Annotated in this window: 11 protein-coding genes; 5 read left to right on the top strand and 6 right to left on the bottom strand. The window is 72.0% G+C overall.

Going from position 1 to position 14,274, the window contains the following annotated elements; all coding sequences use genetic code 11:
* Positions 1-139 precede the first annotated feature (139 nt).
* The gene (locus OG622_RS32015) at positions 140-1,630 is read left to right on the top strand and encodes an FG-GAP-like repeat-containing protein (RefSeq protein ID WP_371580089.1); all 1,491 of its coding nucleotides are present in this window, start codon (positions 140-142) and stop codon (positions 1,628-1,630) included.
* 64 nt (positions 1,631-1,694) lie between these two features.
* On the opposite strand, the gene OG622_RS32010 is transcribed toward OG622_RS32015, so the two are convergent.
* Positions 1,695-3,386, bottom strand: a complete 1,692-nt coding sequence (locus OG622_RS32010) for a thiamine pyrophosphate-binding protein (protein WP_371580087.1) — start codon at positions 3,384-3,386, stop codon at positions 1,695-1,697.
* Positions 3,383-4,384: an agmatinase gene (speB, locus tag OG622_RS32005; protein ID WP_371580086.1), complete on the bottom strand. Its 1,002-nt coding sequence runs from the start codon at positions 4,382-4,384 to the stop codon at positions 3,383-3,385. Before speB ends, OG622_RS32010 begins: the two co-directional genes overlap by 4 nt.
* 173 nt (positions 4,385-4,557) lie before the next feature.
* Here speB and OG622_RS32000 point away from each other — a divergent pair, with 173 nt between their 5' ends.
* Both OG622_RS32000 and OG622_RS31995 read left to right on the top strand, forming a co-directional pair.
* The gene (locus OG622_RS32000; protein WP_371580085.1) at positions 4,558-6,150 is read left to right on the top strand and encodes a helix-turn-helix domain-containing protein; all 1,593 of its coding nucleotides are present in this window, start codon (positions 4,558-4,560) and stop codon (positions 6,148-6,150) included.
* Between the two features lie 97 nt (positions 6,151-6,247).
* Positions 6,248-7,042, top strand: coding sequence for a phosphatase (locus OG622_RS31995; RefSeq protein ID WP_371580084.1), 795 nt, complete (start codon positions 6,248-6,250; stop codon positions 7,040-7,042).
* A 60-nt stretch (positions 7,043-7,102) separates the two neighbouring features.
* Here the strand turns inward: OG622_RS31995 and OG622_RS31990 are convergent, their stop codons facing one another.
* The 3 genes from OG622_RS31990 to OG622_RS31980 form a co-directional block, all read right to left on the bottom strand.
* Positions 7,103-7,981 (bottom strand): acyl-CoA thioesterase, encoded by an 879-nt coding sequence (locus tag OG622_RS31990; protein WP_371580083.1) that lies wholly within the window; start codon positions 7,979-7,981, stop codon positions 7,103-7,105.
* A 60-nt stretch (positions 7,982-8,041) separates the two neighbouring features.
* The gene (locus OG622_RS31985) at positions 8,042-9,199 is read right to left on the bottom strand and encodes an acyl-CoA dehydrogenase family protein (protein ID WP_371584289.1); all 1,158 of its coding nucleotides are present in this window, start codon (positions 9,197-9,199) and stop codon (positions 8,042-8,044) included.
* 149 nt (positions 9,200-9,348) lie between these two features.
* Positions 9,349-11,082 carry a helix-turn-helix domain-containing protein gene (locus OG622_RS31980; protein ID WP_371580082.1) on the bottom strand — a complete coding sequence of 578 codons (1,734 nt, stop codon included), beginning with the start codon at positions 11,080-11,082 and terminating at the stop codon, positions 9,349-9,351.
* 224 nt (positions 11,083-11,306) lie between these two features.
* Here OG622_RS31980 and OG622_RS31975 point away from each other — a divergent pair, with 224 nt between their 5' ends.
* The gene (locus tag OG622_RS31975; protein ID WP_371580081.1) at positions 11,307-11,828 is read left to right on the top strand and encodes a hypothetical protein; all 522 of its coding nucleotides are present in this window, start codon (positions 11,307-11,309) and stop codon (positions 11,826-11,828) included.
* Positions 11,829-11,874: 46 nt separating this feature from the next.
* Here OG622_RS31975 and OG622_RS31970 read toward each other — a convergent pair whose 3' ends face one another.
* Positions 11,875-12,543: a TetR/AcrR family transcriptional regulator gene (locus tag OG622_RS31970; protein ID WP_371580080.1), complete on the bottom strand. Its 669-nt coding sequence runs from the start codon at positions 12,541-12,543 to the stop codon at positions 11,875-11,877.
* A 106-nt stretch (positions 12,544-12,649) separates the two neighbouring features.
* Between OG622_RS31970 and OG622_RS31965 the strand changes: the two genes are divergently transcribed.
* Positions 12,650-14,266 (top strand): carboxyl transferase domain-containing protein, encoded by a 1,617-nt coding sequence (locus OG622_RS31965; RefSeq protein WP_371580079.1) that lies wholly within the window; start codon positions 12,650-12,652, stop codon positions 14,264-14,266.
* Positions 14,267-14,274: the final 8 nt, after the last annotated feature.

The following is a 14,274-nucleotide window of genomic DNA, read 5'->3' as shown; positions in this document are numbered from 1 at the left end:
GAGGTACTCCGCTCAGTCAGTTACCCATCCATGACATTCGAACGCACAACCGGTGAAGGCCTATTGGAGTCGAACTACACGGACGCGGCACTTCCGCCCGCCGGATCCGCCGGACCCCACCGACCCGAAAGGCACGTGCATGTCACGAGCAGGAGCACGACGCAGCACCCGCGCGGCACGAGTGAGCGCCCCCATCGCGGCGGTGGCGCTACTGACCGGCGGCCTGACCGCCTGGTCGCTCGGCCCGGCCGCGGCGGCCCCCGCGAAGGTGGGCGTGGCGGACGACTTCAACGGCGACGGATACGCCGACCTGGTCGTGGGCGCCCCGAACGCCAAGGTGTCCGGGAAGGCCAGGGCGGGCTATGTGGCCGTCATGTACGGCTCGAAGAACGGGGTCTCCACGGCGAACAAGAAGCTCGTCAGCCGTTCCACGAGCGGCGTGCCGGGTTCCGCCACCGCGAACCAGCGCTTCGGCTCGACGTTCACCAAGGGCGACCTGGACCGGGACGGCTACGGCGACCTGGTGATCGCGGGCGGCCCGGCGGGCTCCGTGATCGTCTGGGGGTCGGCCTCCGGGCTGACCGGCGGTACGAGCATCGCCAAGTTCGGGGCGGCCCCGCAGGCGGGCGACTTCAACGGCGACGGCAAGACCGACCTCGCGCTCTTCTCCGCGCAGGACATCTCCGGCGACGACCCCGAGGGAGCCCCGGCGACCCTGTGGAAGGGCCCGATCTCCCGCGCCGGCAAGCCCGCAGCCGTGCTCCCCCTCCTCGACAAGTCCCTGTGGTGGGGCTGGTACGAGGAGGACGCCTCCTGCGCCACCGGCCACGGCTGCGAGAACGGCCCCGCCTCCATCACCGGCCCGGTCGTCTCCGGCCAGGTCGGCGACGTCAACGGCGACGGCCGGGACGACCTGGTCCAGTGGCACTACACGGGCGACGGCACCTGGGGCAACCGCCTGCTCCTGGGCGGCGCTTCGGGCTTCACCCGCGGCTTCGTGCCCGGGGACGACACGAGCCGCGACCCGGCCGGCACGGGCATCGGCGACGTGAACGGTGACGGCTACGACGACGTGGTCGTGGGCGCCGAAGGCTGGTCCGACCAGGTCCGCGTGGCCTACGGCTCCCCGACCGGCCCGTCCGAGGCGAACGTCCAGACCTTCGACCAGAGCCTCCCCGGCTTCCCCGGCGCGCAGGAGGACGGCGACCTCGTCGGCTCGGCGGTCTCGGTCGCCGACGTCACCGGCGACGGATACGCCGACCTCGCCCTCGGCATCGCGTACGAGGACGTCGACGGCATCACCAACACCGGCTCGGTCGCCCTGGTCCCCGGCACCGCCAACGGCATCACGGGCGCCGGCACCAAGGTCTTCCACCAGAACACCGCCGGGGTCCCCGGAGCCGCCGAGGCGGAGGACAAGTTCGGTACCACCACAGCCCTGTTGGACCTCAACGGCAACGGCCACCCCGACCTCGCTGTCGGCGCCCCCGCCGAGAACAGCGACAACGGAGCGGTCTGGGTCCTCCCGGGCACCACGACCGGCCTGACCACCACGTCGGCCCTCGCGTTCGGCCCCGGCGGTGTGTCGGGCCCGGCCACGGACGCGATGTTCGGCGCGACTCTGCGCTGACCGCCGTTCCGGTTCGGCGTGACCGCCGCCGCGCGGTCACGCCGAACCGATGAGGTGACCGGTGTCAGCCCTGTACGTGTGTCGGCGCGAACATCCGCAGTACCGCCGGAAGCACGACCACCGAAGGGCCGGGCGCCGCAAGGGACTTGGCCAGGTCGTCCGCGAGGGTCTCGGGGGTGGTCCGTAGGCCCGGTACCCCGAACGACTCGGCCAGGGCGACGTAATCCGGCCGCGTCAGCTCCGTACCGGTCGTCGCGCCGTACGCGTCGGTCATGTACTCGCGCAGGATGCCGTACCCGCCGTCGTCGACGATGAGCCAGGTGACGTCGAGGTCGTACTGCCGGGCCGTGGCCAGTTCGGCGATCGAGTAGAGCGCGCCGCCGTCGCCCGAGACGGCGAGGACCGGGTGGGTCGGGTCGGCCACCGCCGCGCCGAGGGCCGCCGGGAAGGCGTAGCCGAGTCCGCCCGAACCCTGCGCGGAGTGCATGGTGTTCGTGCCGCGCGGGTCGAACGCCGACCAGGCCCAGTACGCCAGGATCGTCATGTCCCAGAAGGAGGGCGCGCGGGACGGGAGGGCCCGCCGGATGGACGCCAACAGGTCCTGCTCCAGGGTGAGTTCCTGGGCGTCGATGCGCTCGCGGACTTTCCCGAGCACCTCCCGCACCCGCTCCGGCGCCGAGGCGTCCTCCCGCGTCTCCTCGATCGTCTCCAGCAGTGCCTGAAGGGCCAGGCGGGCGTCCGCGTGGATGCCGAGCGCCGGGTGGTTCGCCTCCAGCTTCCCGAGGTCCGCCTCGATCTGGATCACCCGGCCCCGGGGCCTGAACGTGTGGTAGTTGGACGACAGTTCACCGAGGCCCGATCCCACCACCAGCAGGACATCCGCGTCCTCCAGGAAGTCCGTGGTGTGCCGGTCCTCCAGCCAGGACCGGAGCGACAGCGGGTGCGTCCACGGGAAGGCGCCCTTCCCCCCGTACGTCGTCACGACCGGCGCCGACAGCCGCTCCGCGAGCTGCCGCAGCTTGCCGGACGCGTCCGCCCGTACGACCCCGCCGCCGGCGATGATCGCCGGGCGGGTCGCGGACGACAGCAAGTGGGCTGCCAGTGCGGTCAGTTCGGGGCGTGGGGGCAGTTCCTCAGGGAAGGCGTCGCCGCCCGTCACCACCGGGACCGACGTCTCGGCGAGCAGCACGTCCTGCGGGATCTCCACCCAGACCGGGCCGTGCGGGGCGGTCAGCGCGGACTGCCAGGCGGCGGCGACGGCGGAGGGGATCTGGGACTGCGTACGGACGGTGTGGACGGACTTGACGACCCCCCTGAACGAGGCGGACTGGTCCGGGAGTTCGTGGAGGTAGCCGTGGCGTCCGCCGCCCAGGCCCGCCGTCGGGATCTGGCTGCTGATGGCGAGGACGGGCGCCGAGGCCGCCGCCGCCTCCTGGAGCGCGGCCAGTGAGGTCAGCGCGCCGGGGCCGGTGGACAGCAGCAGCGGGGCCGCCTCACCCGTGACGCGGCCGTACGCGTCCGCCGCGAACCCGGCGTTGTTCTCCACCCGCAGGCCGATGTACCGCAGGTCGGACCGCCGCAGCGCGTCGAACACGCCGAGCGCGTGCTGGCCGGGGAGGCCGAAGACCGTCGTCGCGCCGAGCCCGGCCAGTGTCTCCACGACCAGGTCTCCGCCGCTGCGGCCGGGGGGAGGATTCAGCGCGGCCTCCGTCTGGGCGGCCGTCGGGCGGAGTACCAGGTCGTGGTCGTGGGTCACTGCGCTGCCTTGTCCTTCTTTTCCTGCGCGATCTGACGGGACATGATCGTGGTGAGTTCGTACGCCGTGTGCGAGGCGGCCACCGCGGTGATCTCGGCGTGATCGTACGCGGGCGCCACCTCGACGACGTCGGCGGAGACCAGGTTGCAGGAGGCCAGGCCCCGCAGGATCTCCAGCAGTTCCCGCGAGGTCATGCCGCCGGCCTCGGGCGTCCCGGTGCCCGGCGCGTGGGCGGGGTCGAGGCAGTCGATGTCGATGGAGATGTAGAGGGGGCGGTCGCCTATGCGCTGGCGCAGCTGGTCGGCCACCTCGTCGGCGCCCCGGCGGTAGATGTCGGCGGAGGTGACGATCCCGAAGCCCATCTTCTCGTCGTCGGTGAGGTCCTGCTTGCCGTACAGCGGGCCGCGCGTGCCCACGTGCGACAGGGCCTCGGTGTCGAGGATGCCCTCCTCGACCGCCCGCCGGAACGGGGTGCCGTGGGTGTATTCGGCGCCGAAGTAGGTGTCCCAGGTGTCGAGGTGCGCGTCGAAGTGGAGGAGGGCCACCGGCCCGTGCTTCTTCGCGACCGACCGCAGCAGTGGCAGGGCGATGGTGTGGTCGCCGCCGAGGGTCATCAGGCGGGCCCCCGTCCCCAGCAGCTCGTCCGCCGCCGCCTCGACCGTCTCCACCGCCTCGTTGATGTCGAACGGGTTGGCGGCGATGTCTCCGGCGTCCGCGACCTGGGCGAGGGCGAAGGGGGAGGCGTCCTGGGCCGGGTTGTAGGGGCGCAGCAGCCGGGACGCCTCGCGGATCGCGTTGCCGCCGAAGCGGGCACCCGGCCGGTACGAGACGCCCGAGTCGAACGGCACCCCCACGACCGCGACGTCCGCGCGGCCCACCTCGTCGAGGCGCGGCAGCCGGGCGTAGGTCGCGGGACCGGCGTAGCGCGGGATGCGGGAGGAGTCGACCGGGCCGCGGGGCGGGTCGACCGGGCCGCGGGGCGTCTCGTTGCTGGTCATGGGGGCTGCCTACTTCCTGCATACGCGTCGGTCGGCACACATGGTTGTGCGCTGATATGTGCGACCCGAGATGACTCCACTGGTGACGGGCACCGACCCTAGGCCGCGGGAAGGCGGCTGCGAAGTGTACGTTTCATCCATTCACGCCGTGTCCGATGGAAGGAACGCACACCATGCCGGACTCGGCCGCACCCCACACCCCGGCCGTCCCTCCCACCCCACCCGTGCCCCTCTCGGCCCTCCTCGCCCGCGACGACCTGGGCCTGCGCCAGATCGCCGGGCCGGTGGACGAGGGAACGGTCATCCACTGGGCGCACACCTCGGAGATGTCGGACCCCTATCCGTACCTGCTCGGCGGCGAGCTGCTGCTGACGGCCGGTGTCCACATCCCGGAGGCCGCGGGGTCCGGCACCTACTTCGACGGCTACGTCTCCCGCATCGTCGCGGCGGGCGGCGCGGCCCTCGGCTTCGGCGTCGCCCCGGTCCACGACAGCGTCCCGAGGGCGCTGGTCGCGGCCTGCGACACCTACGGGCTGCCCCTGATCGAGGTCCCGCCCCGGACGACCTTCTCGGGCGTCGCCCGCTCGGTGTGGCAGCTGATGGCCCAAGCCCGGCACGCGGAACTGCGCCGTGTCACCGAGGCCCAGCAGAGCCTGGCGGCGGCGGCGTCCCGCCCGGACCCGGTACGAGCGGTCCTACGGCGACTGGCCCAGCGGGTCGGCGGCCGGGCGGTGTTGTACGGCCCGGACGGCGCGGAGCTGGCGACGGCAGGGCGAGGACCGACGCCGGATGCCCTGGCCGGCCTGGCGGCGGTGGTACAGCCGGTTGCCGCTCAGAACACCGGCCGCCTCTCAAGGGGCGCGGGGAACTGCGCGACCAGCCCCGACGAACCCGCGCCCGCCAACCCACCACAACCCCCCTCCCCGCGCACCTCCACACCCACCTCCGCCACGGACACGGTCGACGGCACCCACCTCGCCGCCTACACCCTCACCTCCCAAGGGCACGGCTTCACCCTCGGCGTGGCCACCCCCCACCGGGACCCCGGCGACCACACGATCGCCTCCGTCGCAGCCGTCCTCCTCTCCCTCCTCACCGGCGAACAACAGAGCGGCACGGGTGCGGCACGCGCGTCCGCTCTCGTCCGCCTGCTGCTGGGCGCCCCGCCCGATGAGGTGGCCCCCCTCCTGGGCGGAGCCCCCCGCTGGCTCGTCGTACACGCCCACCCCACCGAGGACGGCCCCCACCCCGACACCCTCGCCGCCGCCGCGCTCGGCACCGCCCTGGGCTCCGCGCTGGTCGACGCGCACGGCGACGTCGTCCGCGTCCTCGTCCCCGCCGACCGCGAGGTCGACGCCCAGCCCGGCTGGACGTGCGGGGTGAGCGCCCCCACCGAGCCGCACGCGTGGACGGCCGCCGACATACAGGCCGCCCGCGCTCTCGCCCGGGCCAGGGCGACCCGAACGGCGCTGGTCCGGCACGGCTCCCGCACGGCCCTCACCGACCTGGTGCCGGCGGCGGACGCGACCGCCCACGCCCAGGCCCTGCTGGCCCCCTTCAACACCGCGCCCGGTGCCGCCGCGCTCGCCGAGACCCTGCACACCTGGCTCTCGCTGCACGGCAGTTGGGACCGTACGGCCGTGGCACTGGCCGTGCACCGCAACACGGTCCGCCAACGGATCGGCCGGTGCGCGGCGTTGCTGGACGTGGACCTCGACGACCCGGACGTACGGATGGAGTTGTGGTTCGCGCTGCGGCGGGAGTGACCTTCGGCCGGAGGCCACCGGTCCGCCGGAGAGTGACGCAGGTCGCAGCGGCGGGGACGCCCGCGACTCCCGCAGTCGTCTGCCTCACAATGGACGCATGCCGATACCCGGGACCCCCAGCCGCGCCGAGCTCGTCGAACACCTTGTACGGACGCGTATCGCGGGCGACGTCGCCACGCCGCGCGAGAACAACCTCTCCCACTACCGCGAACTGGCCAACGGCAACCGCCACTACTGGCTCGGCCTGGAGCTCGGGGACCGCTGGAGCGACGAGCAGGACGTGCTGGCCGTGATGGCGGAGCGCGTCGGTGTGAACGACGACCCGGGGTACCGCTACGGCCAGGACACCATCGACCCGGACCTGACGGTCGACGCGCTGGAGCGCATGGCGGCCCGGCTGCGCAAGGCCGCGGAGGGCGCGCAGCGCGTCCTGTTCGCCACCGGCCACCCCGGCGGGCTGCTCCAGGTGCACCACGAGACGGCGCGGGCGCTGCGCGCGGCCGGCTGCGAGATCGTCGTCATCCCGGACGGCCTGCAGACGGAGGAGGGGTACGTCATGCAGTTCGCGGACGTCGCCGTCCTCGAACACGGCGCCACGCTCTGGCACACCCACTCCCCCGAGCCGATGCGTGCCATCCTGCGGGGCCTGGAGGGCGCCGGCCGCCCGCTGCCCGACCTGGTCGTCGCCGACCACGGCTGGGCGGGCTGCGCCGGCCAGCTCGGCGTCGACTCCGTCGGCTACGCGGACTCCAACGACCCCGCCCTCTTCCTCGGCGAGTCCGAGGGCACGCTCCAGGCCGTGGTCCCGCTCGACGACCACGTGGTCAGCCCGCGCTACTACGACCCGATGTCGGCGTACCTGCTGGAGCAGGCGGGGCTCAAGGACGGCTAGAGCCTTCCCGGGAGGTCACCCGACCCCGGGAGTCACCCGAGGTCAGGAGGTCACCCGAGGTCAGGGCGTCTTCGGCCTCGGTACGCGGACGACGCCCTCCTGGATCACGGAGATCGCGAGCCGGCCGTCCTGCGTGTAGATCCGGCCCTGGCCGAGGCCCCGGCCGGCCGACGCGGACGGCGACTCCTGGTCGTACAGGAGCCACTCGTCGGCGCGGAACGGCCGGTGGAACCACATGGCGTGGTCGAGCGAGGCCCCGACGACATCGCCGACGGCCCAGCCGCCGCGCCCGTGCGCGAGCAGGATGGAGTCGAGGAGCGTCATGTCGGAGACGTAGGTGGCGAGGACGACGTGCAGGAGCGGGTCGTCGTCGAGCTTGCCGTTGGCCCGGAACCACACCTGGGAGCGCGGTTCACGCGGCTCGCCGTAGCGGCCGTAGGGCGGGTCGTCGACGTAACGGAGGTCGACGGCGGCCCGTGCCTCCAGCATCTTCTCCACGACGGCCGGGTCGAGCGCGTACGCCGGGAGCCGCTGATCGGCGGTGGGCAGGGACTCCGGGTCGGGTGCGGCGGGCATCGGGGCCTGGTGGTCGAGGCCGTCCTCGTACCGCTGGAAGGACGCGGAGAGGGCGAAGATCGGCTGGCCGTGCTGGACGGCGACGACGCGGCGCGCGGTGAAGGAGCGGCCGTCGTTCATACGCTCCACGGTGTACACGATGGGCGCGCCGGCGTCGCCGATGCGCAGGAAGTACGCGTGGAGGGAGTGCGGCAGCCGGTCCGCGGGGACCGTCCGCCCGGCGGCTACGAGCGCCTGTGCCGCGACCTGCCCGCCGAAGACCCGGGGGACGATGGCGGGCCGGGACTGGCCGCGGAAGATGTTCTCCTCGATCTGCTCGAGGTCGAGCAGATCGAGGAGAGACTGCAGTGGTACCTGACTCATGGGATCAGTTGTACTGCACAGTAATTTCCGGGGCCTTACGGACCCGTGTCACGGTCCGTGTCACAGACCCATGTCCTTGGCGATGATCGACTTCATGATCTCGCTGGTGCCGCCGTAGATGCGGTTGACGCGGTTGTCCGCGTACAGGCGGGCGATCGGGTATTCGTTCATGAAGCCGTAGCCGCCGTGCAGCTGGAGGCAGCGGTCGATGACGCGGTGGGCGACCTCGGTGCAGAACAGCTTGGCGCTGGCGGCCTCGGCGGGCGTCAGCTCACCGGCGTCGAGGGCCTCCGTGGCTCGGTCGGCGACGGCCTCGGCCGCGTCCACCTCGGCCTGGCAGGCGGCCAGCTCGAACTTGGTGTTCTGGAAGTGCGCGACGGGCTTGCCGAAGACGACCCGGTCCTGCACGTACTGCTTGGCGAACCGGACGGCCGCCTTGGCCTGCGCGTACGCGCCGTAGGCGATGCCCCAGCGCTCGGAGGCGAGGTTGTGGCCGAGGTAGGAGAAGCCCTTGTTCTCCTCGCCGAGAAGGTTCTCGACGGGCACCTTGACGTCGACGAACGCCAGCTCGGCGGTGTCGGAGGTCTTCAGGCCGAGCTTGTCCAGCTTGCGGCCGACCGAGTAGCCCTCGGACTTGGTGTCCACCACGAAGAGAGATATGCCGTGGCGGCGGTCCTCGGCGCTGGGCGCGTCGGTGCGGGCGCAGACGATCATCTGATCGGCGTGGACGCCACCGGTGATGAAGGTCTTGGAGCCGTTGAGGACGTAGTGCGTGCCGTCCTCGCTGAGCTTGGCGGTGGTCTTCATGCCCGCGAGGTCGGAGCCGGTGCCCGGCTCGGTCATCGCGATCGCCCACATCTCCTCACCGGAGACGAACTTCGGCAGGTAGCGCTTCTTCTGCTCGTCGGTGGCGAGCAGTTTGACGTACGGCAGGCCGAGCAGCACGTGCACACCGGAGCCGCCGAAGGTGACACCCGCGCGGGCGGTCTCCTCGTACAGGACGGCCTCGAACTTGTACGAGTCGATGCCGGCGCCGCCGTACTCCTCGTCCACGCGGATGCCGAAGACACCCAGCTCGGCCAGCTTGTAGTAGAAGTCGCGCGGCGCCTGGCCGGCGGCGAACCACTCGTCGTACACGGGCACGACCTCGGCCTCGATGAAGGCACGCAGGGTCTCCCGGAACGCCTCGTGATCCTCGTTGAACACCGTACGGCGCACCGCCGTCACCTCCACCTGAGTACCTTCGGATGTGCCCAAGCGCCCTGCCGGGCCCGACCGGCTCGGCTAAGCGCTTGCTCAGAGGAACCGTACCGGCGGGTAGTGACACCCGTCCAGACGTACAGCCCCGTAACGCTCGTCACGCCGGTTCAGCGGTACCGGACCAGAACCGGCCGTTCGGTGATCCGCAGGGAGTCCTCGGCGCCGATCTCGCGGGTGGTGCCGTCGAGGTGGTCGACGCGGGACGCCCCCGCGCCCGCCCGGACGTCGGCCGTGCCGGAGAGGGTCCACCGGATGCGGGCTCGGCGCGGGGTGCCGTGTTCGCCGGGGACGAGGAACTCGCACTGCCAGACGTTCTCCGGCAGCCGGATCTCGTCCCCGTTGCCGCAGGAGCGGACCTTGGCACGGGCGAGCCACTGCTGGAGCCGGTCGATGTGGAGCCCTGCCCTGGTGGGCGGCTGGCCCTCGGCCTGGACGACGAGGGGGATCTTGCTGTTGCCCCAGGCGTAGAAGAAGAAGCGCTCCACACGCCGGGAGTACACGGTCGTCAGGTAGAGGCGGACCAGGTGGTCCGCCGCCCTGTCCGCGTCCAGCGGGTCGTTCAGCTGGATCATCTGCGTGGTGCCCGTCCGCCACATCGGCAGGTGGTAGCCGGCGAGTTGGAAGGTCCGTTCCACGTCCCGGATGGACTCCAGCAGGGTCTCCGGGGGATCCGTGACGCTCCGCTGGTAGAGATTGACGGCCGCCACGTCGCAGTGCTGGTAGGCGCCCGCCGCCGCGAAGCGGAGCAGGTACGCGTGCGACTTCTTCTCCCAGAGGTCGGTGATCGAGGGACAGACCACGGTCGCACCCTCGTCCTCCTGCCGGATGATGAGGCTCGCGCGACGGGTCATCTCTGCGAGCGTCTCCACGCTGCCGTTGTAGTGGTGCGGGTGATTGGCCGTGATCCACGTCTCGTACGCGTCGATACGGTCGCCCGCGTGCCGCACCACCGCGCGCACGAAGGCGTCCCAGTCGGCCAGGTCGTCCGGGGGCGCGGCGCGGGAGTCCTCCTTGTAGGCGGCCTTGCGGCCGTTCGGGGCGGCCCACGGGGGCGCACCGCCGAAGACGAAGACCGTGGGCAGACCTCGCCGTTCGGCGCCGTCGAGCAACCGGTCGAGGGTGGACCAGTCGAACTCGCCCCGTTCGGGCTCCACTTGGGACCAGCGGGTCTCGCTGTCCCACAGCCGTACCGTGCCCACCCGGAACCCCGGCATGGTCCCGCTGAAGCTGTTCATCGTCATTCCGAACAGCTCGGGTTCGACCGGCAACGGCTCCTGGGTCCAACTCGCCGCCACCTCGGCCGGCACCGCGACACCGCCGTCCGCCCCGCGCCCGTCCGGGACGAGCAGGACGGCGGCCCCCAGCACGACGAGCGCCAGCGCGACGGCGAGGACGAGCCGGCCGATCAGGCGACGCCGGCCCGTGCGCGTCTTCGGGCCGGGCGGGGCCGCCGCCTCGGTGGGCGAGGCCGTCACGGTGGGCGCGGTGGCGGCGTCGGACGAGGCCGGCCCAGCGGGTCGCGCGGCCGGGAAACCGGTGTCCGGGGAACCGGTGTCCGGGGAACCGGTGTCCGGGGAACCGGTGTCCGCCGCCCCCTCCCCGGTCGCCGCCTCCCAGTACCGCAGCAGGTCGTTCAGCTCGGCCGAATCCGCTCCGCACTCCCTGGCGATCCGGACGACGGCGCCGTAGTCCCCCGGTACACCCTTGCCCGTGCAGTACCGGTGCAGCGTGGAGCTGCTGATGAAGACCCGTTGCCCCAACTCCTGGTAACTGAGCCCGCCGCGCTCCTTCAGCCGCCGTAGCGCCTCGGCCAACTCCCGTTCCCCGTCAAGCCTGTTCAAGACCCTCACCCCCGGAGACGCCCTTGCCACGTCCACCCCAGCGTCCCAGGCCCGTCCCGTCCCGGCCACGTCTTTCCTGGTCAACGGCGTGGCGCGCATCCCGCGACGGAATGGGACGCGGGAGTTCTGGCTGGTCGGCGGGGTGCGTGGCGATAGTCGGACGGCCATCACCGATCACGAATGGCCATCACCGATCGTGATCGGCCGACACGAGGAGACACATGATGAAGCTGCGCAGAAGGACTGCCGGGCTGCTGGCCGCGACCGCCGTGGCCGCCGGCTCGTTACTGGCGACCTCCGCGCCGGCCCAGGCCTACGACCCGGACCCGAGCGGCCGGTACGCCCAGGTGGACACCGGCAACTGCAACCGGCTGAACGGTGACCTGCCGGTGGAGGAGTGGGACAGCGGCTGCTTCCTGGACGACAGCCACGACAACACGTTCTTCGTGAAGGACCCCGGCGGCATAGGGGCCAAGGCGGAGCTCCGGCACGGCGGGGACCTGATCGGGAAGGCCGAGTTCCATCCCGACGACGAGCTGCTGTACCTCTACGACACGAAGGCCGACGGCGACGGGATCTACGCCCGCCTGTGGGTGGAGGGCCTCGGGTTGTCCCGTGTGTACTCGGCGACCGGCGCCTCCGATCCGATCAACCGGGACATCGCCGACGGCGCCGACGTACGGGTGATCATCTACGACGACGCCGACGCCACCGACGTGATCTACAGCGTCGGAGGCCGCGCCTGACACCTGTCTCCCGAGCCCGTACCGGCGCCCACCCGCCGGTACGGGCTCACCCCTGCGCCCGCTCCCCCGCCGCCGCCTCGAACGCTCCCCGGGCCATCCTGTGCAGCAGCTCGGCCGTGGTCGCCCGCCCGGGCAGGGACCCCGCCCGGCCCAGGTGCGGCGTCGAGTTCAGCAGTCCGAACACCGAGTGGACGGCGGAGCGTGCGGCGGGCTCCACCAGCCCGGGGTACACCTCCCGCAGCACCCCGACCCACAGCTCGACGTACTGCCTCTGCAGCTGCCGCACGAGCTTGCGGTCGCTGTCGCGGAGGCGGTCCAGCTCGCGATCGTGCAGGGTGATCAGGGGACGGTCGTCGAGAGCGAAGTCGATGTGCCCCTCGATGAGGGAATCGAGGATCGCCTCGGCGTCGCGCCCGACGGACGCCCCGCCCGCCCCGCCCGGCCGGCCGGACGCGTCGGCCCCCCGGCCTGACCCGTCGGCCTCCGCCACCCTGCGCTTCGCCCCTGTCAGCAACTGCCCGCTGATCCCCACCAGCAGCTCCGCGAGCATCGCGTCCTTGCCCGCGAAGTGCCGGTACAGACCCGGCCCGCTGATGCCGACGGCCGCCCCTATCTCGTCGACTCCGACACCGTGGAAGCCACGCTCGGCGAAGAGGCGGGCGGCTTCCTTGAGGATCTGCTCGCGGCGGGTGGGCGCGTCGGTTCTCATGGCCATGAAGTCAATTCTAGACAGGGAGGTTAGCGGTCGTTAACCTGATGGAAACGCGTTAACGCTCATTAACAGGTGACCACAGGTGACCACTGGGTGAGGGGACCGCACGATGGACCAGGCACCGGAGCTGACGACCGCGGCAGATCCCGCGGCGGAGGCGTATCGGGCCAACGAGGCCGCGCACCGCGCGCTGGGCGAGGAACTGCGGGCCAAGCTGGCCGCGGCGCGCCTCGGCGGCGGCGAGAAGGCGCGCGCCCGGCACACCGCACGCGGCAAGCTGCTGCCGCGCGACAGGGTGGACACCCTCCTCGACCCCGGCTCGCCCTTCCTGGAGCTGGCACCCCTGGCCGCGGACGGCCTGTACGAGGGCCAGGCCCCGGCCGCGGGCGTCATCGCCGGGATCGGGCGGGTCAGCGGCCGTGAGTGCGTGGTCGTCGCGAACGACGCCACCGTCAAGGGCGGCACGTACTACCCGATGACGGTGAAGAAGCATCTGCGGGCCCAGGAGGTGGCCCTGGAGAACCGCCTCCCCTGTCTCTATCTCGTGGACTCCGGCGGCGCCTTCCTGCCCATGCAGGACGAGGTCTTCCCCGACCGCGAGCACTTCGGCCGGATCTTCTACAACCAGGCCCGGATGTCGGGGGCGGGCATCCCGCAGATCGCCGCCGTCCTCGGGTCGTGCACGGCGGGCGGCGCGTACGTCCCCGCCATGAGCGACGAGGCCGTCATCGTCCGGGGCCAGGGGACGATCTTCCTCGGCGGCCCCCCGCTGGTGAAGGCCGCCACGGGCGAGGTCGTCACCGCCGAGGAGCTGGGCGGCGGCGAGGTCCACTCCCGGATCTCCGGCGTCACCGACCACCTCGCCGAGAGCGACGCCCACGCCCTGCGCATCGTCCGCACCATCGTCTCCACCCTCCCCTCCCGGGGCCCGCTCCCCTGGTCGGTCGAGCCGGCCGTCGAGCCCAAGGTCGACCCGTACACGCTGTACGGCGCCGTGCCGGTCGACTCGCGCACCCCGTACGACGTGCGCGAGGTCATCGCGCGCGTGGTCGACGGTTCGCGGTTCGCCGAGTTCAAGTCCGAGTTCGGACAGACCCTCGTCACCGGCTTCGCCCGGATCCACGGGCACCCGGTCGGGATCGTCGCCAACAACGGCATCCTCTTCTCCGAGTCCGCCCAGAAGGGCGCCCACTTCATCGAGCTGTGCGACCAGCGCGGCATCCCCCTCGTCTTCCTGCAGAACATCTCCGGCTTCATGGTCGGCCGGGACTACGAGGCCGGTGGCATCGCCAAGCACGGCGCGAAGATGGTGACGGCCGTGGCCTGCACCCGCGTCCCCAAGCTGACGGTCGTGATCGGCGGCTCGTACGGCGCGGGCAACTACTCGATGTGCGGCCGGGCGTACTCCCCGCGCTTCCTGTGGATGTGGCCCAACGCCAAGATCTCGGTGATGGGCGGCGAACAGGCCGCGTCCGTCCTCGCGACGGTGAAGCGGGACCAGCTGGAAGCGCGCGGCGAGGACTGGCCGGCGGCGGACGAGGAGTCCTTCAAGGACCCGATCCGCGCCCAGTACGAGCGCCAGGGCAGCGCCTACTACGCCACCGCCCGCCTCTGGGACGACGGCGTGATCGACCCGCTGGAGACCCGCCAGGTCCTGGGCCTCGCCCTGACCGCCTGCGCCAACGCGCCCCTGGGTGACCCCCAGTTCGGCGTCTTCCGGATGTGAGGGGGAAC

The organism is Streptomyces sp. NBC_01314 (genome assembly GCF_041435215.1).
Lineage (GTDB): Bacteria > Actinomycetota > Actinomycetes > Streptomycetales > Streptomycetaceae > Streptomyces.
This window is presented reverse-complemented; position numbering and strand designations above follow the sequence as displayed.